Genomic DNA, 22050 nt, shown 5'->3' with positions numbered 1-22050 from the left:
GCCCCGTCACACACCTCGTCACCATTGCAAGGATCCGCGTCGATGCAGGGCGTCCCTGAGGGGGCGGGAGGACCGTTGGCGCCCTGAGGAAGGCAGACGGTGACCACGGATGCACCGCCTTGACCTCCTACGCCGCCCTGACCACCGGGCCCGCCGCTACCATGCCCACCGAGTCCACCGCTGCCATGGCCACCGGGCCCGCCCCCCTGGGCGCCGCCACCATCACCGCCGGGCCCGGCCTGCTCATGGCCACGACCACCATCACCACCACCGGAAGACGCCCCAGCCGTGCTGCTCGTCGCAGGGACACCACCCGTTTCTACATGTGCGCCATGCCCTCCCGCTCCCTGAGGGGCATCCTGGAGAGGATTCGACAGATTGCAGGCGCAAAGCAGCGCCAGCGCCGTCCCCAAGGGGCGGCAACACGACCTCGATCGCATCGAAGGAAACCCCTCCTGGCCGACGCCTGGTAGTACGCGGCGTCACCAGTCCGGCAGCACGTACCGTGCCTCACGCCCGAACTGACCAGTCACGAGGAGCTTGTGAATTCCCTTCAGCCTGGGGTCATTACCACGAACATCTGCGGACCTCTGGATCGACGAGGATCCAGAGAAACAGGCATCCCTGGGACGGCCATGATCCACGCCCCCGGCTGGTCGACTCACACAGGACCGGAGCTGGTTGAGCGAAGAGGACCAAGGCATGGGAACCACGACCTTCCTCACGAACCGGGACCTGGTTGACCCACACGGGATCGTTCCTGTCTCGGAAGCCCTCGAACCAAGTCCCTACGCTCTGTGGTCGTCGGTCTTTCCAAGAACCCGGACGCGATGCCGAGATGCTCGGCGGTGGAATCCGCGTGGAGCGCGCCTCGCCCCGCGCACAAGTTCCCTCCATCCGCTTAAACCGCGCCTCGCCCCGCGCACAGGTCCCCTCCATCCGCTTGGACCGCGCCTCGCCCTGCGCACAGATCCCCTCCATCCGCTTGGACCGCGCCTCGCCCCGCGCACAGATCCCCTCCATCCGCTTGGACCGCGCCTCGCCCTGCGCACAAGTCCCCTCCATCCGCTTGGACCGCGCCTCGCCCTGCGCACAGGTCCCCTCCATCCGCTTGGACCGCGCCTCGCCCTGCGCACAAGTCCCCTCCATCCGCTTGGACCGCGCCTCGCCCTGCGCACAAGTCCCCTCCATCCGCTTGGACCGCGCCTCGCCCTGCGCACAGGTCCCCTCCATCCGCTTGGACCGCGCCTCGCCCTCCCGCCAGGACCTCTGAATCCACCGTCACCACACGAACCCCTCACCATTACCCACCTCAGCCAGCACCGTAGGTTCCCATCACACCAAAATACTCCAAGGAATGTAGATTTCCCTGGTTTCAGCCAGAGCGTGGGTTCACGTTCCCGAAAGAACCCCACTGACGGGGACAGAGAACCAACCCAACCGATTCGGGAGGAGCAAACGTATGAGTGGGCTATCGAGATTAAATCGTGCCGAGATGCGGGACATTGCGCAGCAGCTCATTCGAGCGCTGCAGGACCGCGCGGCGGCTGGTCCGCCGGAAGCTGCGCTCGATGAATTCATTCCGCTGCTCACTGCGGTGAGCGCCAGATTGAATGGGCATGTCGATGGGGGTGAGGTCGCGGATGCAGCGCGGCGCACGCAGCTCGTGCAGCTCGACGAGGCCGACGACGACGTGGACACCTGGCTCCGTCACGTCGAGAGTTACCTGGAAGTGGAGGCGCTGCGTCGAACCGGCGATCTCCAGGGGGCCGTGAAGGCACTCCAGGCACAAGCGTTCCCCGATGGGCTGGAGCCCATCCGGGCCTATGTGCCCGACGAGAACCGCTACTGCCGTACGGCGCTGTCGGTGCTCGGCAGCGCAGAGCACGCGCCGACGGTGCTGGCCATCAGGCTCCCTTCGGACTGGCTCACGCAATGGGCCGCCGCCATCGAGGAAAGCGAAGCGGCGTTCGCCGCGGCCTCGAAGGCGCGTCTGGCGCGGTCGCAGCACGTGAACCACGCGCTGGATGCGCAGGGCGAGTTCGTCGAGGTGGCGCGACGGCTGCGGCGCTACGTGCAGAGCCGCGCGTCGAGCCGTGACAAGGCGCGCGTCGCCGAGGGGGAGATGTTGCTGTCGCCGCTGACGGTCCCGCTGAAGAAGCTGCGCACCGAGGCGCGGGCCCGGGCGACGCTGCGAGAAAAGGCCGCGCAAACGATGTCGGCCGGGCAGGTCGCGCTCGAAGGCCCGACCGAAAGCGCCGAGGCCGCACGGGGCCCCGAGGAGGGCTCGGCTGATCGGGTGAGCGGGCCGGTGTCGAGCCGGGCGCCCGTGTCGACCAAGGCGCCGCTGTCCCAGAGCGCGCCGCTCTGATCGCCAGGAGGGCGCGCAGCAGCACAGCGCGTCCTCGTTTCTTGCCTGCCCAGCGCTTCCTCTCCATCAAGCTCGCCTGCACGCCGTCGGGCTCACAGGGCGGACGGCCTCGCCGTCACGAGCGGTCCTTCGACGGTCGAGGCAACGCAGGATCGACGCGCTCGCCCAGGCGCCCTCACTGGACCCTGCCGTTCGCGTTCACTCGCGCCATCTCCCGCCACGGCTCACGACGACACGACGCTCCCGCTCGCTGCAACCTGCGTGTTCTTCGCCTCGCCTGCTCTACCGCATGCACCGTGAACGTGAGCGCTCGGGGGAAGTCGCCGACGGAGCTTGACTGGGTCGCATCCGTCTGGAAGTGTCCAATCGTAGCGGCCCGTACACGACCTCTGGAGGGCGCGCTCTCCTGGGTCCCGCAAGCCCACGCCGAGGCTCATGCTTCCAGACCGCAACGCTTCGCTCATCCTCATCGTCGACGACAATCCGGTGAACCTCGAGGTGCTCTCCGACCTCCTCGAGCTCCAGGGGTACGAGGTCGCGTCGGCCAGCGACGGCGCCATGGCCCTGGAGCGGGTCAGCTACGAGCCCCCTGATCTCATCCTCCTCGACGCCCTGATGCCGGGCGTGGACGGGTTCGAGACGTGCCGCCGGTTGAAGGAGAACGAGGCCACGCGCGAGATCCCGATCATCTTCCTGACGGCCATCGCCTCCAGCGAACAGAAGATCCGCGCGCTCCGGCTCGGCGCTGCCGATTATCTCGTCAAGCCCTTCGAGGAAGAGGAGGTGACCCTCCGCGTCCAGAATCATCTCGCCCTCCTCCACGCCACGCGCGCCCTCCGGGAGAAGAATGCCGAGCTGACGCGCCAGATGGAGGAGCGGGCCCGCGCCGAGGCGACACGCATGACGCTCACGCTCTCGCTCGAGCAGAGCGCCGAGGCGCTGCGGGAGGCGAAGGAGCAGCTCGAACGACAGCTCGCCGATCGGGAAGAGGCCGAGCTGGCCCGCGCGGAGCTGACCGACCAGATCATTGCCCTCCAGACCAAGCGGCTCCGCGATCTCGCCGCGCCGCTCATCCCCATCACCGACTGGCTCATGGTCGTGCCTCTCATCGGCGAGATCGACGATGCACGCGCCGATCAGGCCCTGGAGAACACGCTCGCCGGCGTGACGGCGCGTGGCGCCGAGACGGTGATCCTCGACATCACCGGCGTCCCCTGGGTCGACGGGGCCATCGCCGCCAAGCTCCTCCGCGGCGCCCATGCGCTTCGCCTCATCGGGGCCCGCGCCCTGCTCACGGGCATCCGCCCCGAGGTGGCCAAGGCGCTCGTGGAACTCGACGTCGACATGACCCGCGTCGCCACCTTCGGCACCCTCCAGCACGGCATCGCACACGCCATGGCCACGCGTCAGGTCGCGTCGTTCAACGCGACGAACCGGGGCCGCTCCGCCCGGCGTGATGCTGGATGAGCGCGGCGATCTCCTTGAACCGGTAGCCCTGCACCAGCTCGCGCAGGCGGGCGGCGAACGGGCGGTAGGCCGGGTCCTGTTGCTCGAAGCGCGCCGCCTCGTCGAGCAGCTTTCGCATCCGTCCGCGGTTGGCCAGGTCGAGCAACCTCGCCAGGTCCTCTGCGGATGGCGCGACGCGCACGGACACGGCCCCATCCACCTCGTCTCCTGGCGGAGGAGGTCTCCGGCTCAGCGGGGAGCCGTCCCGGAAGACCCACACGAGCCCCAGGCGCCGCTCCAGGGCCCCGATCAGCTCCGCCGCGCGGACGGGCTTCGGCAGGAAGTCATCGGCCCCGGCCTCCCGCGTTTTCTCCTCGATGTCCGACGACAGGCTCGCGGAGGAGGCGAGGATGGGCACGCCGGCGAGCGACGGCAGGCGCCGTAGACGCCGCGTCACCTCGTAGCCGTCCAGCTCCGGCATCGCCAGGTCGACGACGATGACGTCCGGCGCATGCTGCTCGGCCATCATCAGCCCCTCGGCGCCTCCCTCCGCGGTCGCCACGTCGAACCCGAGCGGGGCGAGCATGTCGGCGATGACCGCGCGGTTGTCGGGCATGTCGTCGATCACCAGCACCCGCCGCCGCGCGCCGCGGTAACCGATGATGCTTTCCCAGGGGTAGCTCACCTCGGCCGCCGCGATCGTCACCTCGGGCAGCGAGAGCGCCACCTCGAAGACGCTCCCCTCTCCGGGCGTGCTCTCCACCCGCACGGTGCCCCCCATCAGCTCGACGATCTGCTTGCAGATCGAGAGCCCCAGACCCGTCCCCTCGGCGCGCCGGCGTCCGCTCCCCGCCTGCTCGAAGGGCTGGAAGATCCGTTCGAGATCCTCCGCCAGGATCCCCGGACCGGTGTCCTCCACCCGGAACACGATCCGCCGCATGCCCGGAGCCGCCTCGCCCGCCTCCACCTCGCCTTGCGGCCCCGGGCGCACCGCGCTGCCTGCCTCGCCTTCCGACGTCGTCACCCGCAGCGTGACGCGCCCCCGCTCCGTGAACTTGATCGCGTTCCCCAGCAGGTTCCAGAGCACCTGCGTCAGCCGCTTGTCGTCCACGCGCACCCCGATCCCCTGCGGCCCCGACAGCTCGACCTGGAACACGAGCCCCTTGTCTTCGGCCCGCGCCCGGCAGACCTCGGTCACGCTCTCCAGCAGCGTCGGCAGGTGCATGTCGCGCGGGGACAGCGAAAGCTTCCGCGCCTCGATCTTCGCCAGGTCGAGCACATCGTTGATCAGCCGCAGCAGGTGCTCTCCCGAGCGCTGGATGATCTGTGCCCGCTCCCGCTCCACCGATCCCTCTGGCGCCATCCGATGCAAGATCTGGGCGTAGCCCAGGATGCCGTTCAGCGGCGTGCGGAGTTCGTGGCTCATGCTCGCCAGGAATTCGCTCTTGGCTGCACTCGCGGCGTCGGCGGCCTCCTTCGCCCGCAGGAGTTCCACCGTGCGCTCCTCGACCCGGTGCTCCAGCTCCAGGTTCGTGGTCTCGAGCTTCAGGTTCGACGCGGCCAGCGCCTCGTTCGCGTCCTCCAGCAGCACACGGCTCGACTGCAGCGCCTCGAAGGACGCCCGCAGCCGACGGGTCATGGCGTTGAACGCGCTCCCCAGCGCGGACAGCTCGCGGATGGTCGCGGGCGGCACCTCCTGCGCCAGGTTGCCCCGCTCGATGGCGCCGGCGGCCGCGCCGATGCGCAGGATCGGCGCCGCGATCCGGCGCGTGGTGATGAGCCCGAGCGCGATGGCGAACAGGAGTGCCAGCACGCACAGCGCCACGGTGTTGCGGGTGCTCGCGTGGATCCGATCCATGAAGTCGGCCTCGGGCACGACCACCACGATGAGCCAGTCGATCCCCAGCCCGTCCTGGAGGCGCTCCACCTGCACGAACTGCCGCGCCCCCTCGATCTCGAAGTCGAGCTGCTGGATTCCATCGATTCGCGAGAGATCGCCGAAGCGCTCGATCAGGTGGCGGCTGGTGAGTCGCACGAGGGGCTGCTCGCTCTCTGGCGCGGCGATGCGCTCCGTGCGCTCTCCTTCGATGACGAAGATGGGATCGTTCGTCGACGTGGCGAGCAGCTCACCGGAGCGCTCCATGATGAAGGTCTGCCCGGAGCGCCCGATGGACAGGCTGCGGAGGAACTCGTTGACCTGGAGGAACAGGAAGTCCGATCCGAGCACGCCGAGCAGCTCGCCCTGCTCGTTGCGGACCGGCTGCACGGCCGTGACGGCCATCCCCTTGCTGATGAAATGACGGTAGGCGCCGCTCCACGTGGGCCCATTCGCCTGGATCGCGGCGGCGTACCAGGGGCGCTTGCGCGGATCGAAATCGGGAAAGACGTCTGCTTCGCGGGTGCGACGTCCCTGCGCATCGACCTCGTAATAGCGAGAGGCGCGTCCGGTCGAGGCGTCCTCCAGCACCACCTGGATGCTGCCGTCCGGCCTCCGGCGCGCGCCATAGAAGTCGCCCTCCGCGGTCCCGAAGAAGGTGAGGCTGATCGGTTCGAAGGCGCGGAGCAGGTGATAGAAGTGCATCTCGCGCCCCTGCCGATCCGAGAGATCGAGGTGCCCTCGCGCAATGGCGTCCGCATTGAGCTGGTTGACGAGCGGCGGGACGGCGACATGGGCGGCCATGCGCTCGTGGATGCGCGCGCTGATCTCGGACCGGAGCTGCCCGGCGAGATCGGCGACCGCGTGCTCACCATTCCGGAGTGCCAGGTACCCGGTGAGCCCGACCGCGACGACGACCTGGAGAACGAACGGGACGACGAGGACCGCTCGCAAGGGCAACCGCGCAAGCGCCGCCGAGAGGCCGCGGAAGACCGGGAGGGAGAACATGGGTGGGCAAACAGCCTAGCGCAGATCGTGCGAGGATCAGCGACTGCTCCGATGCGCAGAGAGGGCGCTCCCCGACCCGGACCTGCCTTGCGGAGCTTGACAGCGTCCTCGGTCTGCGATGCGCTGAGTCCTCGTGACAAGGAGACGCAGATGAGCCGGAAGAAGGTCACATTCGTCACCTTAGACATCATGCCGCAGATGGTCCCGCTGGCTGGCGGCTACCTCCAGGCGTATGCCTGCCTCGACCCCGAGATCGAGTCCACCTGGCACTTCGAACAGCATGCGGGCACGCGCGGAACGATGACGAGCCGTGACCTGACGGCGCGCCTCTTGAAATCGGACGCCGACGTCTACGCATTCAGTTGCTATGCCTGGAATACGGGCCTCTTCAAGGCGACGGTCCAGGAGCTTCTCCAGGCCAAGGAGGGAGTTCACATCATCCTCGGCGGCCCGCAGGTGATGAACTGCGCGCAGAAGTACCTCAGCCCGGAGCACGAGCGCCTCGTGTTATGCAATGGCGAAGGCGAGAAGACCTTCCGGAGCTTTCTCAAGCAGCTCTGCAAAGACGAGCCCGACCTCGCGTCCGTGAAAGGGCTCAGCTTCTATCGCTGGGGGGAACTGGTCACGACGGAGTCCGAGGAGAGGATCCGCGATCTCGACGAGATTCCTTCGCCGTTCCTCGGGGGCCTCTTCGATCCCGCTCTCTACAAGAACGCCGTCATCGAGACGAACCGGGGCTGCCCCTTCACGTGCACCTACTGCTACTGGGGCGGCGCGATCGGCGCCAAGGTGAACAGGTTCTCGCAGGCGCGCATCGAGGCCGAGTTCGAGTGGATCGCGCGAAGCGGGGTCTACAGCCTGGCGATCGTGGATGCGAACTGGGGGATCCTGCCGCGGGACGTGGAGCTCTCCCACCACCTGGCCCGATGCAAAGAACAGCATGGATCCCCGCGGCTGGTCGGCTTCTCCGCGTCGAAGAACACACCCGAGCGCGTCTCGGAGATCACCAAGATCTTCCACGACGCCGGGCTGCTCCTGAGCCACACGATCTCGCTGCAGACGATGCAGGAAAAGAGCCTCAAGCTCGTTGGCCGGCAGAACATCAAGACGAAGGCGTATCTCGCGATGCAGAGATACCTCAACGACAACGGCATCAGCTCCCACGTCGAGCTGATCTGGCCCCTTCCCGGGGAGACCCTGACGTCCTTCGTGGAGGGGGTCGATCGCCTCTGCGCAGGGGGCGCCGACCTCTTCTTTTGCCACCCGCTCTATCTCATCAACAACATTGCGCTGAACAGCATGCGAGGCCCTTACGGGCTCGTCACGGAGCCTTCGCGTGAGCCCGGGAGCGAGGCCGAGATCGTCGTGGAGACCCGCGAAGTGCCACGCGACGACTACATGGTGGGCTGGCGGTTCGTGTACGCCACGATGATCCTCTTCAACCTGCGCGCGCTCTACTGCCTGTCCAAGTACCTGAGCACGAAGGGCCTGGAGAGCCACAGCGCGCTCTACATGAAGTTCAGCCGATTCCTCCAGGAGAACCCCTCGGCGCCGCTCGCGAAGCTCCTCGAGGAGGTCATCGAGGAGAAGAGCGTCGACCCCAATACCCTGGGCCGGATCGCCTACTACATGCACAGCGCGAGAGACGAGTTCGACGCGCTCCTGTCCGCGTTCGTCTCGACACAGCCCTGGTGGAGCGACGAGGGCGCGCAGGTGTATTTCGAGATCGATCTCCTGAACAGGCCGAATCTCTATCGTCCCGAGGCCCCCGACACGCGCCTCTCCCTCCAGCACGTCACGATCCAGGCCGTGGAGCCAGGTGGGTACGTCGTCGAGATCCCGGAGACCCACCTGGCATCGTCCCGTTCCTTCCTCGGCGCGAAGGCCACCTTTCAATCGAACCCGATCCGCATCGATCACCGGCAGAATCAGTTCGAGTATGCCCCCTCCGATTACGTCGAGGTGTACTGGCTGCACTGCTATCACAGCGCGTTCAACATCACGCAGATCTCACCCACGTGGCAGGCGTGACGCGCCGGGCATCGAATCCGCGGAGGGGTTGCGGCGATCCATGGGATGGCCATACCATCGGCTCGCGTTCTGTCAGCGGGAGCGTCTCCCCGCATCGGTATCGTCGAGGGAGTAACCCATGATCGATCCTCGCAGCGCACACGAACTCCGCCTGCACCTCCTCTCGTCGAAGGCGGGGCGAGAGAGCTGGCGCTCGAACGCCATCCAGGGGCGGTGGGCCCTCGCTCCGGCGCTGAAGAGGGCGCTCGAAGCGCGCACCGGTGTGCGTCGCGCCAGCGTCAATGCGTGGACCGGGCGCGTCGTCGTCGAATTCACGTCGCAATCGATCGAGGCCCCAGTCGAGGAGCTTCTCCGCGAGAGCCTGAGCGAGATCTTGTCTCGGGGAGGTCCCGAGATCGCCGTCGACGACGATGTCGGCGCCCTGCTCCGCGTGCTCGGCAAGTGCATCGAGAAACCGGAGCAACTCCTCCCGCTGACCCTGTTCTCCGCGGTCGGCCACGCCGCCCGCATCGCGCAAGGGTTCAGCTTGCTCTCCACCGTGACCGCCGCCCGCGGTCCGGGTTCGCCACCTCGGGACGGTGTCGAGGACGCCAGGGCCGAATCGAACCCCGTCCGGATGGGGATGGTGACGCTCGCGCTCAGCGCGGCAGAGCTGTTTCTACGCCATCACCGGACCCAGTCCTGGCGGCAGATCGCGCGCTCGGCGGAGAGCTCCCTCCGGGCGCAGGTGTTCGAAGCCATCGTCGCGCAGGACATGGCCACCCGCGACAAGCAGGGTACGGGTCGTCTCATCGGCGTCGTGACCGAGGACGTAGCGCGGATCGGGGCGTTCATCGAGCGCGGTGGGGACACGGTCGTGTCCAACACCCTGGCCATCCTCGTCGCGGCGAAATCTCTCCTGGGGTCGCCTCATCTGGTCGTCACGGCGGCGGCTCCTCTGCTCCTCGTCGCGTTGCCCTCGCGGCACCTGGAGCGCCGCGCGAGCGAGGCCCGGAGCAGGAGGAGCGCGAGCTCCGACGAGTTCCACGATCTCCTCGAGAACAGCCTCGCGGGCATCAGCGACATCAAGAGCCACAACGCCGAGACGGCGACGTCGCGCCGCGTGGCCGGGCGTGCCCATGATCTGGCCGATGCCTCCACGGTCTCGGCCCGCGCCATCTCGCTCCAGCAGGTCGTCTTCGAGGGCTTCTTCTCCGCCAGCTTCGCGCTCGCCGCAGCCTTCGGTGGGGCACGGGTGGCCCGGGGAAAGGCCTCGGAGGAGGCTTACACGAAGGCGCTGTACTCGTTCCCCCAGCTCGTCAGCACCATGACCGGCGTGCAGGAGGTCATCGCGCTCTACCAGAACGCCGTCGCATCCGCCCGGCGACTGCTCGAACTCCTCGACGATCGGCCCACCATCCGGAGCGGCCCCACCCGGCTGCCGATGGACAGCATCCGCGGCGAGATCGTGGTCGAGGGGATCTCTTTCGGCTACGAGCCCTCCCGCAAGATCCTGGACGACGTGTCGTTCCACCTGAAGCCGGGGCAGACGCTCGGGATCGTGGGGCCGACCGGCTCGGGCAAGAGCACGCTGCTCCGGCTCTTGCTCCGCCTCTACGACGTCGACGCCGGGCGCATCCTCCTCGACGGCCACGATCTCCGCGACCTCGTGCTCTCGGATACCCGCGCGGCGATCGCCATCGTGGGGCAAGAGCCGTATCTGTTCCGCGGCACGGTGCGGGAGAACGTCCTCCTCGGGCGGCCTGGCGCCTCCCAGGAGGAGGTGCGCGATGCTTTGCGCAAAGCCGAAGCGCTCGAGTTCGTGGAGGCCCTCCCCGATGGCCTCGACGCCGACGTGGGCGAGCGCGGACGTCGGCTTTCCGGGGGCCAGCGACAGCGTGTCGCCATCGCGCGGGCGCTCTTGAAGAGGGCGCCGATCCTGGCCCTGGACGAGGCGACCTCGCACCTCGACTACGAGACGGAGGCCGCCGTCCAGCGTGCCTTCAGGGACACCACGGCCGGTGTCAGCATGATCGTGGTCGCCCATCGGCTCGCGACGGTCCGGCACGCCGACCAGATCGTCGTCCTCGACGAGGGGCGCATCCGGGAGCGAGGACGCCACGACGAGCTGGTCGCGCACGCCGGCCTCTACGCTTACCTCTGGCAACTGCAGAACGGCTGAGCCATGCAACTGAAGCGTTCACCGAAGATCTTCGGCGAGGGTGTCCATCGTGTCGCCACCGCAGAGGCGACGTTCGCGCGGGTCAAACCCGTGGGCGACCGGATCGGGATCACCCGGCTCGCGGACATCACGGGCCTCGATCGGATCGGCATCCCCGTCTACAGCGCGATCATGCCGCGCTCGAACGACTCCGTGTCCGTGTACAACGGCAAGGGCGCGCGGCCGATCGACGCGAAGGTCGGCGCGATCATGGAGGCCATCGAGCGCTACGCCGCCTGGAGCGCACGCACCCCTGACGTCATCGGCAGCTATGCGTCCCTGCGCACGCACCGGAACGTCCTCGACCCGCGCTCCATCATCGCCACCATCGAGGACGACTACACGGACTCGACCGAGATCGCCTGGCTCGAAGGCTTCGACCTCTTCGCGCAGGAGCCGATCTGGGTCCCGTTCTACGCGGCCGCTTACTTCGAGACCCCTGCCGATGGCAGGCACCTCTGTTACACGGTCACCTCCACCAACGGCCTCGCGTCCGGCAATACGCTGGAGGAGGCGATCTGCCACGCCCTCTGCGAGATCATCGAGCGCGACGCCTGGACGCTCGCCGAACTCCTGAGCCGCAGCATGCCCAGGTATCTCGCCACCTCGTCCCCCGGGCTGAGCTTCGGCACCGAGGACGACCTCGAGAGCTACCCGAGCGTCGACCTCGCCACCCTCGGCGGCGTCCCGCGCGACCTCCTCGGCCTCTATGACGCGGCGGGGCTCCGGCCCGTCATCCGCAACATCACCTCCGACACCGGCATCGCCACCATCCTCTGCACCGTCTGCGACGACCTGCACGACCAGGTCTCCCCGGCCCACGCCGGCATCGGGACCCACCCCGATGCGACGGTGGCGCTCACGCGCGCAATGACCGAGGCAGCCCAGTGCCGCGCCGTCGACATGCAAGCGCTGCGCGAAGACATCTCCATGGCCGACGAGCAGACCGACGAGGCGCGCCGTCACGCGAAGCGCGTCGGCAAGTTCGAGGGGCCCAACTTCTACCACTCGGACTCGAAGCACCCCATCCGCTTCACGGACGTCCCCAGCCACCCCACCGACGAGGTGGTCGCAGACATCGACCTCATGCTCGACCGCCTGAAGGCCTGCGGCATGACCAAGGCCATCGTCGTCGACTTCTCGTCTCCGGACCTCGCCGCGAGCGTGGCCCGCGTCCTCGTGCCCGGCATGGAGACGTGGGCGGCCCTGAAGGGCAGGATCGGCCCGCGCGCCGACAAGCAGATGCGCCAGCGCGTCGAAGCCAAACGCGTGGAAGCCGCCGCCAAGATCAACAGCCAGAGGGTCCTCGATGCCTTGTTCGGTCGTCTACCTCGGTCCTAGCCTCGACGTCGAAGAAGCCCGCCGCATCCTCGACACGCGCTTCCTCCCCCCGATCCGCCGAGGGGACATCCACGCGCTCCTCAAGGAAGGCCGTCCGGACGCCATCGGCATCGTCGACGGCCAGTTCTTCCAGAGCTTCTCCATCTCCCCCAAGGAGGTGCTGAGGGCCATCGACGCTGGCGTCCGCGTCTACGGAGCGTCGAGCATGGGCGCCCTCCGCGCCACCGAGCTTTCCCCTTACGGCATGATCGGCGTCGGCCGCATCTACGACCTCTTCGCTTCCGGCGCGATCGACGCCGACGACGAGGTCGCCATGGTCTACGACAGCGCCACGCAGCGGCCTCTGTCCGATCCGATGGTCAACATCCGCCTGGCCATCGCGTCGGCCGTCGACGCCGGCGTCATCTCCGAGCCGCTCGGGCGTCGCATCATCGATCAGGCCAAGAAGCTGTACTACCCGGATCGGTCCTACAAGCGCGTGCTCGGCATGCTCGCCTCCGAGATCCCTGACACCGAGCGCACCGCACTCCTCGGCTTCCTCCAGTCCGCGCAGCCCGACGCCAAGCGCGAAGACGCCGTCGAGCTTCTGAAGCAGATGGCCACCTATCTGGACACCCTGGCGCAGGCCTGATCCCGCTCGGTCCAGAAACGCAGCTCGGCCTCACCGACCTCGCTCGGCCTCACCCGCCTCGCGCGACCTCACCCGCCTCGCGCCCTCACGCAGACAGAGCCTCCCGTACCCCGCCCTGGGCCCTTGCTCGGGGAGCGGCACGACGTTCGCGAGCAGCGCCTCCGTCAAGGCGGGCACGTTCCTCCTCAGCGCCGGCTCCTGCTGCACCAGCAACGCCGCGGTCCCCGCCACCAGCGGACTCGCCATCGACGTCCCACTTTGCGGCGTGTACTGCCCGTATGGCACGCTCGACCAGATCTCGACCCCGGGCGCGCACAGGTCCGGCTTGGCCCTGCCGCCGTGCTGTTCGACCGTCCCGTGCTGGCTGAACGCGGCGACCCGATCCGCTCGATCGGTCGCGCCCACGCCCACCACCACGTCGTAGTTGCCCGGGCTCGCCAGGCGCCCAGCGCTGCGCGTGCCGAAGTTCCCGACCGCCGCCACGGTCAGCATGCCCGGGCAGCGCACGGCGGCCGCGAGCGGCGCATAGAAGACGGCCGCATACCCTGGAATCTCCAGGGCGGCGTTGAGGACATCGCAGCCCACCTCGTCCTCCTCCCCGCCAAACGCCGTGGTCAGGAGCCAGTTCAGGCCACCGAGCACCTGCGCGAGGTGTCCCTTGCCCCGCGCCGTGAGCACCGCGGCCACCGCGAGCGTGGCCTCGGGGGCGACCCCGGCTCGCCGGCCTCCGATGACCCCGGCGACGTGCGTCCCGTGCTGACCGAAGTCCTTCGGCACCACGCTCGTCAGGTTCCCCTCCTCGTCGAACGCGCCGAAGTGCACCGTCTTGCCCTCGAACTCGGGGTGAGAAGCCTGGATCCCGCTGTCGAGCACGCCGACCGTGACCCCGGCGCCCTTCATCCCCTGATCCCACAGCGAGGCCACACCGATCGTCTCCAGGTGCCAGAAGGGATGCGCCTGCCCCTGCCCCGAGGCCTCCCTCCCCACTTCCACCGACGCCACGCGAGCGATCGTCACATTCGGCACCACGAGCGCCCCCGTGCGACGCCGCAGCGTCTCCCGATCGAGGACCGCCTCGTCGACGAGCAGCACACCGAGCCCTTCGAGCACCGCGTACCCCTCGCCCTCGCCCACGTCGATGCCCCCCGCGCGCCGCTCGGCCCGACGCCGCGCCTCACCCGGCGGCAAGGCGCTCGCCGCCAGCGCGTACAGCCGCGCCCTCCGCACGCCGTGGCCTGCACGACCGACCCCCGCGCGCTCGGCTCCCGCCTCCAGCCACGCCCGATCAGGCACGACGATCAGACGCGCCATCGCCCCAGCTCACGCCAGCTTGAGGCGCGCGATGATGGTGAGCGTCGTCTCCTTGCCGAGCAACCGCTCCCCGTCCACCCGGATGATCCCGAGCGCCTTGGCTGGCTGATAGTCCCCCACCGGCTTCACAGGGATCTCGAAGACCCACTCGAACCCGAACCCGGCGGCAGACGCGAGCCGGGCGCGCGGCAACCGCTCGCTCCGGATCGACCGAGACCGAGCCTCCTCCGTCCCGATGTTCCGGCGAGGAAGCAGCTCCACCAGGACGTCCCCTTCCGGCCCGTCCAGCCGGCACACCATCGGGATGCCATCCTCCATGTCCCAGGTGATGACCCCCCAGTCCGGAGTCTCGATGTCCCGCTGGGTGCAGTGGATCTCGCACGCGGGCAACCGCAGTGGAAACCGATCCCACGTCCACTGGTGGTACTTCGCCCAGCAAGGGTCTCGCGTCAGCCCATACCGCTGCTTACCGATGTCGACGAGGACGTTCATGGCTCACTCCAGCAGGCGAAGGGAACGCCCGCACTTCGGGTCGTGGACCCGCATGAAGAGGTGCGCGAGGGCCCCGATCCCCGTCACCACCGAGAGGTTGTGCCGATCGGCCGCGAAGCCATCCGGAAACCAGCCACCCCGCGCCCGCTTCCGCTGCACCAGCGCACGCGCTGCGGTGCTTGCGACGCGATGGTACCGCGCCTCCCCCGTGCGCCGGTACGCCACGAGCGCAAGCTCCAGCGCGCCGAGGAGCCGGCGCGATCCGAGCGAACCAGGATCCACATCCAGGTAGGCATCGACGCGCGCGAACAGCTCCGGCAGAGAGCGCACGCCGAGTTCGTCCACGGCCAGGGCGACGAGCAACGACGCGCCCTCTGACCCTGGCCGCCCCGGCGCCATCCAGAACGCCTCGTGCGCACGCGCGAGCGCCTCCCCGCGCTCGACGAGCGGATGGTCCTTCACCGCATGCGCGAACCTCGCGAACGCCAGCGAGAGACCGCGCGGCACGTCCGCCAGGCTGTCGGGGAGATCGAACTCGGCTGGCCATGGCGCCGCCGGGAGGCTCGCGCCCCCTTGCACTCCCTCCAGCAGTCGCGCGGCGATCGCTCCCGCGGCCACCAGAGCGCCAGGAAGGGCCGCGCCATCCGAGGACGGCAGCAACGCGAGCAGCAGCCCCGAGGCGCCCGAGATCACGTCGACCGGCGCCACCTGCATCAGCTTCTCCACCGGCAGGGCATCCACGTAGGCCGCAGCGGCCTTCGCGAGCGCCGGCTCCCCCAGGAGCGCAGCCCCTCGCCGCAGCGCGTAGATCTGGGCACCGATCCCGTGAAATCCGCCGCATGCCACCTGTCCCTTGTCCTGCACCGCCCCCCGCTCCAGCACTTTGAACAGTGGATGTGCGCTCTGTGCCGCGCGCTCCGTGGAGTGCAGCGCCCGCCGCGCGCCCTCGCGGAAACGCGATAGACCCGTCGCGGCATACAGCTCGGCCAGCATCACGCCCAGGCCGCAGGTTCCCGTGAGGAGATCGGGGCGCAGCACGTCCACGACCCGCAGATCCATGTCGGGGTGATGGATGATCCCGGGCCACGCCCAGTCGCCATCCGCTCCCTCGACGGCCAGCGCCAGCACCTGGTCTCCGATCGCCACCGCCTGGTCCAGCCAGGCATCGTTCCCGTCGACCGCACCTTCGCCTGCCGCCAGCGGCTGAAAGGGAGGCGGCTCGTGGGCGCCCGTGGAAAACGAGCTCCGGAAGAAGTCGACCTCCTCTTCGAGAGGAAACGTCTGGAGCCCTGCCACCCGTTCGAGCGCCGCCGACAGCGCCGAGCGGCTGAAATACGCCTCGATCACGCCCCCCGTGCTGGGACGCACGCTCGTCTCCGACGTCCGCGCCTGGAACAACGGGACGTCCAGCTCGCGAAACGACGCGATCTCGCTCTCGACCATCTGCGCAGCCTGGGTGTCGGGCAGAGACCCTTCCACCGCACTCCGCATGAGCCCTTCCAGGAAGATCTCCCGCGTCACCCCGTCGACGAGCAGCGGCGTGCGCACGCTGTCGCTGGCGATCTGCAGACAGGACCACGTATCGCGGTGGATGTGCCGGATCGGGAACCCCGCCATCCGCAGGAGCGGCCCGTCCTCGGCGCGCAGCATCGCCTCGTTCGCGCACAGACAGCGGTGCATCTCCCGGTAGCCCTCCAGCACCTCGCCGAGGTGATCGGCAGCGACCGCCGGCTTTCCCTCGAAGACCGGCGCATAGCCCGCCTTGGACCACGCCGTGCGCTCGTGCCGGCCGGTGGTCGGCGCGAGGAGCGCCTTCATCGGCGCGGAGTAGGCCATCTTGAACGGAGAGCTGAGCACCCGCTGCGGCGTCAGCGCCCCCAGGTCCTCTGCCTTGATCCCGCGCCCGATGGGCGTGGAGTGCGCGACCGTGCCCGAAGGCACCACCGTCTCCTGCACCCTGGCGAAGGCGCGCTGCTCGGCAGACGACAGCCGTGACGGGGGCCGCATGGGCGGCTGCAGCACCATCTCCAGATCGATGAACACCGGGTGCTCACCGCATGCCACCAGGTTGTCGAGCCAGAAGTCCCGCGCCCCGAGGAGCTGGAGCAACCGGCTCGTCATGCCCATGCGCCGGTAGAACCGCGCAACCTCCTCGGGCGACGCGCACGGCGCATGCTCGACCCAGGCCTCCCACGCATACCCCTCGCGGCACAGGATCCGGCGCACGTGGAGCGGCATGGACAGCGACGGCTGGAGCGCGGCGCAGAGATCCTGGAACGCCGCGGAGACCCGCAGATCCTTCGGCTTGTAGACGACCCGATGTCCCGAATCGAACGTCAACAGGGCGACCGCGCGGCCGTGGTCGTGCCGATCGCCTGCGTCGCCGCGGACCACGTCCAGCGCCCCGAGCGCGCGACCGGAGAACAGTTCCGCTTCGAGGAGCGCGCGATCGGCCGCGAGCCGCCGCAGCAGTTCCTCGGTGAAGCCGCTCCAATTGGCGTGGATGGTCCCCAGCAGGAGCGAGAGCGCTGGATACCTGCGGAGCCGCTCCATCCAGCCCGCGCCCGACCCGTCGAGCCGTGGCGTGGCCCCCTCCAGAGGCTTGCCCGAGAGGCGCGCTGCCGCGAGCTGCGTCTGCAGCTCACCATCCACGACGTGGAGGACGGCGGAGGCGAGCCGCCCCCCGAGCAGCCCGACGAGGTGCATCTCCGCCTGCGCCGTGACCGCCACCCCGGCTGCGGCCACCCGCTCCCGCAGCTCCCCGAGCGCGATCCCGAGGAACGGGTGCAGGAGATCGTTGAACGGATTGAGCCCACCGAACCGCGCAAGCTCCCCCTCGGAGAGCGTCGGAGCAGCACCGGAAACCACCTTCCGCATCAGCGCCACGAACACCCGCCCCCACCTCGGCAGGCGCTCGGGATCCTCGGCCACGACCTCGGAGACGCCGCGAAGAAACCGCTCCTGAGAGATCCCGCGCGCCGCGAGCAGCGCATCGAAGCGCGCTCGATCGCCCTGCGCGACGGCGTGTACCCACCGCCCGACACGGCGCGCGACCTCCTCCGGGCGTGCCTCCGGCGACGGCTGGAACCACTGTGTTTCGGTGCGATCGGCAGGCGGCGCGGCCCGGGCGACGAGGCGCACCAGCTCGCGATCCAGCGCATCGCCGACCTCCCCGGTCGACGCTCTCCCTGGCGGCGCCGCGTTCCCAGCAGACGCGGAGCCATCAGGCGACGCCCCTCCTCCTGGTGACACCGCCCCCCCTGGTGACACCGCCTCTTCGGCCTGCGCCGCCGCAGCGGGCGCGAGGGCCGCGTTCGGTGCATGCCCGACGAACTTCGACCACGCTGGCGCCTCCTCCCCATCGGGAAGGCTCCCCAGCATGAACTCTCCCACCGAGGTCTCGGCGTAGTAGTTCGTCCCGATGGCCTCGGCGAAGGCGTCCGAGTTTCCGTTGCCGAGCGCGCACGGTGCGAGCCCCATGGCCGTCGCCACCAGGTACATCGTCTGGTACAGCACCCCCACGTTCTTGAGCGTCGCGGCGTAGGCGATGGAGCTGTACTTCCACGTCATCCGCTCGAACCGCGCGGCAAGCGTCAGCACCACCTGAGGCGCGTGCGTGATCGCCGCGGACCGGCTCGCCATGGTGAGGATGCCCTCCACGCTCGCGCTGCGTCCGGAGATCCGGATCAGCTGATGCTCCATGGGGCGGTAGAGGTAGAGACCGGCCTCCAGATCGACGCACTGATTGACGGTGACGTAGATCTCCAGCTCGTGAATCGCGCCCCCCGCAGGACAGGGGCGGTTGCCGAGCTGCAACGTCTCCAGCAGCGCTCCCTCCGCGTTCCTGACCTCGAAATCGAACGTCGACCGGATGCGCGCGACGTGAAAGAGGAACGCTGCGAGCTGGTTCAGATGAACGGGGACCTTGCCGTACGACCGGATCGACCGTCGCCACTCGATGGCCTCCCCGAGCGTCATGCGGCTGTCGAGCACGTCGGAGCTGGGGCGGAACAGCGGGATCACTTGCCCCTCGACCGGCTTGACCAGCGGCGGAGGCGGGACCTTGCCCACGTAGCCGAACGTCGCCCCCGTGGGGTTGTTGTGGCGGCCCATGCGGCTCCGCGCGTGGAAGAACAGATCGTGGATCTCCCACTGTCGGAGCGCAGGATCCGCGTCCTCCTTGGTCCCCACCCCGTCCGCACGGACGCAGAACACGCCGGCGCCGACGAGGAGCCGGAGCACCGCGATCAGCGCCTCCCGCGACACCCCGGGGAACGCTGCCATCGCCTCGTCCACCGTCCTCGGCTGGGCGAACACCGAGAGCAGGGCGGCCGCGCGCGCATCGACGAGCGTCACCTTCCCGCTCTGGAGTGGCGACTCCACCCACAGCTCGGCCGGACCGCGATGACACACGGCGAACCGTGACATCACGTACTGGAGCCCCGTCGCGATCTCCGGCAGCACGAACCGGCGCACGGGAACGGTGAACGCGAAGCGCGCGAACCGCACCCCGTCCACCACGGCATCGAGCTGCACCAGACCCCGCGCGGCCCACTGCTCGAAGACATGGGTCCATCGCGTCAGACCACCGAGCCCGTCACGCTCCAGCACCATCCCGGCGAGCGCCTTCACCGTCCGGCTCCCCGCCGCGAGCGCCTGAAGAGCGTCCTGCATGCCTCCGGAGAGCGGCCCGAGCGGGAACCTTCCGAACGGGGACGTCAGCACCGCGCCGCCCTCTGGCGCCTCGACCAGCGCAATCCCGGGTGCCAGCGATGCGACGTAGGACTGTAGTTGCTCGTAGCTGCTCATCTCCACCACTCCTCTCGACCGGAGCTCCCCCTCCGCGCAAAGCCCGGACGCCAGCGATCCTCTCGGTGCGCCGACCCCGGGCCGCTCGCCACGCGGCCCGGGTGGAGGCACCTCAGATGAAGACCGGGATCGGGTTCAGCTCCGACTCGGCCAGAGGCCTGTCCAGCCAGCCCATCCGCACCGGCACGTCGTAGAGCCGGCCTGGCCCGAAGCGCGCCCAGAAGTGACGGAGCCCGGGGACGATCATCTTCATCACCGACATCTCGATGTCGGGACGCGACTGATCGAGGACGAGCACCTCCATCCCCTGCTTCTCCACGAGCGACTGACAGAACCGGAGATCCTCGGCGATGTCGTCCGAGCGCCGGACCTCGAAGTCCGACCGCCGCGTCCTTGGCAAGGAGTCGCTCGGCACGAAGTGGGGCTGGTTGGCGAGCGTCGCCGTCTTCCACCAGTTCACCGACGTCGGGTCGTCGAACGTGTACACCCCGCCCTCGGTCACATCGAGGACCGCCGAGACGATCTGGGTCATCTCCGTCAGCGCACGCTGGGCCGCGATGAGCGGATCCAGGTGGCAGGCGGGCGCGAAGACGATGTCCTCCATCGGCTTGTCGTTCCGCCGGGTGATGGCGACGAACACCGGGACCCCGAGATCCGCCGTCATGTCGAGCACCCACAGATCCCGGTTCGCGGCGCGGTGGAACGCGGTGAGCTCGCGCATGTACGGATCGTCGAAGCTGTCGAGATCCAGCGCCGGGCGCCGCAGGCGGTTGTACCACCAGAAGCAGACGGCATCGCGCTCGATGAGTTCGAGGAACCCCTGGAGCATCGCCTCTTCTCGGCTGTTTCCAGCAGCGCACCCGTTCGAGTCCGGCAGCGCGAAGTGGTGCTCGGGCCGGATCGGGACGGAGTAGTAGCAATACTCCATCGGCAAGTACCGGGTCTGCTCGTGGGTGAGCGAGTAGACCGGCGCCCAGTCGATCACCGCGTCCTCGTCGAAGGGCAACGGCACCCGCATGAAGGGGTTGTTCCGATCGATCCACGACTGACGCTGGCGGTACTGCGCCTCGCTGAACATCATGCAGGCGTTCGGGTTGATCCCGCGCCCCTCCAGCGCACGGAAGCTCGCGGTCACCTTCGCCTCGTCGCCCCGGAACGTCCCCGAGTAGCGCTCGATGGCCTCCCCGATGGCGCTCGCCTTCGCCTGCGCATCGCTCAGCCCCTTGCCCGCCGTCCGGCTCCGCAGGTTCGACCGCAGGATGTCGTACGTGTGCGTTCGTACGGCGATGTTGGCGCCGGACACGTAGACGTGCTGGAGCCGATCCGCGTCGTCGGTGATGCGCACGAGCTTGTTCACCACGCCCGTGATCGGACTGACGTGGTGCTCCAGCCGGCGCACCGTCTCGTCGGGCGTCGTGTTCCGGAAGCCCCCGTCGACGACGTGGACCTTCTTCCGGCTCTGGATCTCGATCGGCCCCGACACCCGGGCCTGCACCCGAGGATCGCCGCACGCGGGACACTGAGGTCGCTTCACCAGCGTGTGGACCTGCGTGTCCAGCTTCGCCGTGTTGAAGGAGACCATCTTGCCATCGAGGGTCTCGTTGCCACCGAGCACGATCCACTTCGCCACCTCGGTGGCGATCATGTTCAGCGCGGCCTCGACGACCGTCGGCAACGCGGGCCGCACCACGAACGGCTTGCGACTCTCCAGCACGTCCTGGAGGAACGTGTCGACGTCACGGTTCGCGCGCAGGCGCTGACTCAAGCACCTCCAGCACCCCGTACGACCGGGCGTGAAGACGGGCCCGAGCCACGAGTAAGCGCCGTTCGCCTTGGCGATCATCCAGGGCTTCCCTTCCCCGAGCGCCTTCTCGTTCACCGCCTCCAGCCCTTCCTGGAGGTAGTCGTCCACGAGTGCGACACGCAGCGCCGCGTGCTCCTCGTCGGTGACCCGGATCCCGATCGACGCCATCGTGCGCAGGAGGCCGGAGACGGGCACGTCGCCGAAGGAGTGGACCGACACGGACTTCGTCGAAAGGGCCTCCGCGGCCACCACGCTGTCCACGTCCATCGCGGTCCAGAAGGCCGCGGCGCTCGGCGAGAGCGCGTCCGTCGCCTCCTCGATGTACTTCTTCTTCTCCAGCAGCGCGAGGATGTAATAGGCCTGCGCCATCGTGACGTCCTTCGCCACGGCCTCGACGATCTCGTCCGAGGTGCGCACACCGTCGATGCATCGGACCACCGCAGCACACGACTGTGCGCTCAGGAGCTGGTAGCCCGACTCCGCCAATAAGAAGACCTTGTCGGGAGGGAGGACTTCGACGTTGAGGTGCGGCTTGAGTCTCGGTGTCTTGAGCATGGAGTCCTCGACCGATCCTTGCGCCTGGAAGCGTCCCGCTCGTGACCGAGCGATACCGACGCTTCAGCATCCGTTCGATGAATAAACTGCCTCCTGGCTCATTTCAAACGCTTCCGCCCGCCTGAAAACGAGGCGCTCGACGCGCTCGACGCGCTCGACGCGCGGCGGACAGGAG

12 protein-coding genes are annotated in these 22050 nt (G+C 68.7%); 6 read left to right on the top strand and 6 right to left on the bottom strand.

Features of this window, described 5'->3' with window-relative positions:
• Positions 1 to 127 precede the first annotated feature (127 nt).
• A complete protein-coding gene (locus tag CMC5_RS44580; RefSeq protein WP_156338641.1) occupies positions 128 to 310 on the bottom strand; it encodes a hypothetical protein in 183 nt (60 codons plus the stop codon).
• 1152 nt (positions 311 to 1462) lie between these two features.
• Here CMC5_RS44580 and CMC5_RS16395 point away from each other — a divergent pair.
• Both CMC5_RS16395 and CMC5_RS16390 read left to right on the top strand, forming a co-directional pair.
• On the top strand, positions 1463 to 2371 hold the full coding sequence (locus CMC5_RS16395; protein WP_156338640.1) for a hypothetical protein: 909 nt from the start codon (positions 1463 to 1465) through the stop codon (positions 2369 to 2371).
• 435 nt (positions 2372 to 2806) lie between these two features.
• The gene (locus CMC5_RS16390; protein WP_050431320.1) at positions 2807 to 3838 is read left to right on the top strand and encodes a response regulator; all 1032 of its coding nucleotides are present in this window, start codon (positions 2807 to 2809) and stop codon (positions 3836 to 3838) included.
• Here CMC5_RS16390 and CMC5_RS16385 read toward each other — a convergent pair.
• Positions 3792 to 6701 carry a hybrid sensor histidine kinase/response regulator gene (locus CMC5_RS16385; RefSeq protein ID WP_050431319.1) on the bottom strand — a complete coding sequence of 970 codons (2910 nt, stop codon included), beginning with the start codon at positions 6699 to 6701 and terminating at the stop codon, positions 3792 to 3794. The two genes, CMC5_RS16390 and CMC5_RS16385, sit on opposite strands and share 47 nt — an antisense overlap.
• Before the next feature lie 150 nt (positions 6702 to 6851).
• Here CMC5_RS16385 and CMC5_RS16380 point away from each other — a divergent pair, with 150 nt between their 5' ends.
• From CMC5_RS16380 to CMC5_RS16365, 4 genes are all read left to right on the top strand, one after another.
• A complete protein-coding gene (locus CMC5_RS16380; protein ID WP_050431318.1) occupies positions 6852 to 8732 on the top strand; it encodes a B12-binding domain-containing radical SAM protein in 1881 nt (626 codons plus the stop codon).
• 118 nt (positions 8733 to 8850) lie between these two features.
• The gene (locus CMC5_RS16375; RefSeq protein ID WP_050431317.1) at positions 8851 to 10893 is read left to right on the top strand and encodes an ABC transporter ATP-binding protein; all 2043 of its coding nucleotides are present in this window, start codon (positions 8851 to 8853) and stop codon (positions 10891 to 10893) included.
• Positions 10894 to 10896: 3 nt separating this feature from the next.
• The gene (locus CMC5_RS16370; RefSeq protein ID WP_050431316.1) at positions 10897 to 12273 is read left to right on the top strand and encodes a YcaO-like family protein; all 1377 of its coding nucleotides are present in this window, start codon (positions 10897 to 10899) and stop codon (positions 12271 to 12273) included.
• Complete coding sequence (locus CMC5_RS16365) at positions 12242 to 12904, top strand: TfuA-related McrA-glycine thioamidation protein (protein WP_050431315.1); 663 nt, start codon at positions 12242 to 12244, stop codon at positions 12902 to 12904. The genes CMC5_RS16370 and CMC5_RS16365 overlap by 32 nt, the downstream gene beginning before the upstream one ends.
• A 30-nt stretch (positions 12905 to 12934) precedes the next feature.
• On the opposite strand, the gene CMC5_RS16360 is transcribed toward CMC5_RS16365, so the two are convergent.
• The 4 genes from CMC5_RS16360 to CMC5_RS16345 all read right to left on the bottom strand — a co-directional run bounded on the left by CMC5_RS16360 (position 12935) and on the right by CMC5_RS16345 (position 21875).
• Positions 12935 to 14215 carry a S8 family peptidase gene (locus tag CMC5_RS16360; protein WP_050431314.1) on the bottom strand — a complete coding sequence of 427 codons (1281 nt, stop codon included), beginning with the start codon at positions 14213 to 14215 and terminating at the stop codon, positions 12935 to 12937.
• A gap of 9 nt (positions 14216 to 14224) precedes the next feature.
• Positions 14225 to 14707, bottom strand: a complete 483-nt coding sequence (locus CMC5_RS16355) for a hypothetical protein (RefSeq protein ID WP_050431313.1) — start codon at positions 14705 to 14707, stop codon at positions 14225 to 14227.
• A gap of 3 nt (positions 14708 to 14710) precedes the next feature.
• Positions 14711 to 19432, bottom strand: coding sequence for a type 2 lanthipeptide synthetase LanM (gene lanM / locus CMC5_RS16350; protein WP_218920275.1), 4722 nt, complete (start codon positions 19430 to 19432; stop codon positions 14711 to 14713).
• A gap of 196 nt (positions 19433 to 19628) precedes the next feature.
• Positions 19629 to 21875: a TOMM precursor leader peptide-binding protein gene (locus CMC5_RS16345; protein WP_050431311.1), complete on the bottom strand. Its 2247-nt coding sequence runs from the start codon at positions 21873 to 21875 to the stop codon at positions 19629 to 19631.
• Positions 21876 to 22050: the final 175 nt, after the last annotated feature.

It is taken from the genome of Chondromyces crocatus (assembly GCF_001189295.1).
GTDB lineage: Bacteria > Myxococcota_A > Polyangia > Polyangiales > Polyangiaceae > Chondromyces > Chondromyces crocatus.
The sequence above is the reverse complement of the archived record's forward strand: the minus strand, read 5'-3'. Positions and strand labels throughout refer to the sequence as shown.

What these genes read in the sequence shown, in the direction of transcription:
- CMC5_RS16360 (WP_050431314.1), bottom strand. Translation starts at nt 14,215, where the DNA reads ATGGCGCGTCTGATCGTCGTGCCTGATCGGGCGTGGCTGGAGGCGGGA.
- CMC5_RS16375 (WP_050431317.1), top strand. Translation starts at nt 8,851, where the DNA reads ATGATCGATCCTCGCAGCGCACACGAACTCCGCCTGCACCTCCTCTCG.
- CMC5_RS16390 (WP_050431320.1), top strand. Translation starts at nt 2,807, where the DNA reads ATGCTTCCAGACCGCAACGCTTCGCTCATCCTCATCGTCGACGACAAT.
- CMC5_RS16385 (WP_050431319.1), bottom strand. Translation starts at nt 6,701, where the DNA reads ATGTTCTCCCTCCCGGTCTTCCGCGGCCTCTCGGCGGCGCTTGCGCGG.
- CMC5_RS16345 (WP_050431311.1), bottom strand. Translation starts at nt 21,875, where the DNA reads ATGCTCAAGACACCGAGACTCAAGCCGCACCTCAACGTCGAAGTCCTC.
- CMC5_RS16355 (WP_050431313.1), bottom strand. Translation starts at nt 14,707, where the DNA reads ATGAACGTCCTCGTCGACATCGGTAAGCAGCGGTATGGGCTGACGCGA.
- CMC5_RS16395 (WP_156338640.1), top strand. Translation starts at nt 1,463, where the DNA reads ATGAGTGGGCTATCGAGATTAAATCGTGCCGAGATGCGGGACATTGCG.
- CMC5_RS16365 (WP_050431315.1), top strand. Translation starts at nt 12,242, where the DNA reads ATGCCTTGTTCGGTCGTCTACCTCGGTCCTAGCCTCGACGTCGAAGAA.
- CMC5_RS16370 (WP_050431316.1), top strand. Translation starts at nt 10,897, where the DNA reads ATGCAACTGAAGCGTTCACCGAAGATCTTCGGCGAGGGTGTCCATCGT.
- CMC5_RS16380 (WP_050431318.1), top strand. Translation starts at nt 6,852, where the DNA reads ATGAGCCGGAAGAAGGTCACATTCGTCACCTTAGACATCATGCCGCAG.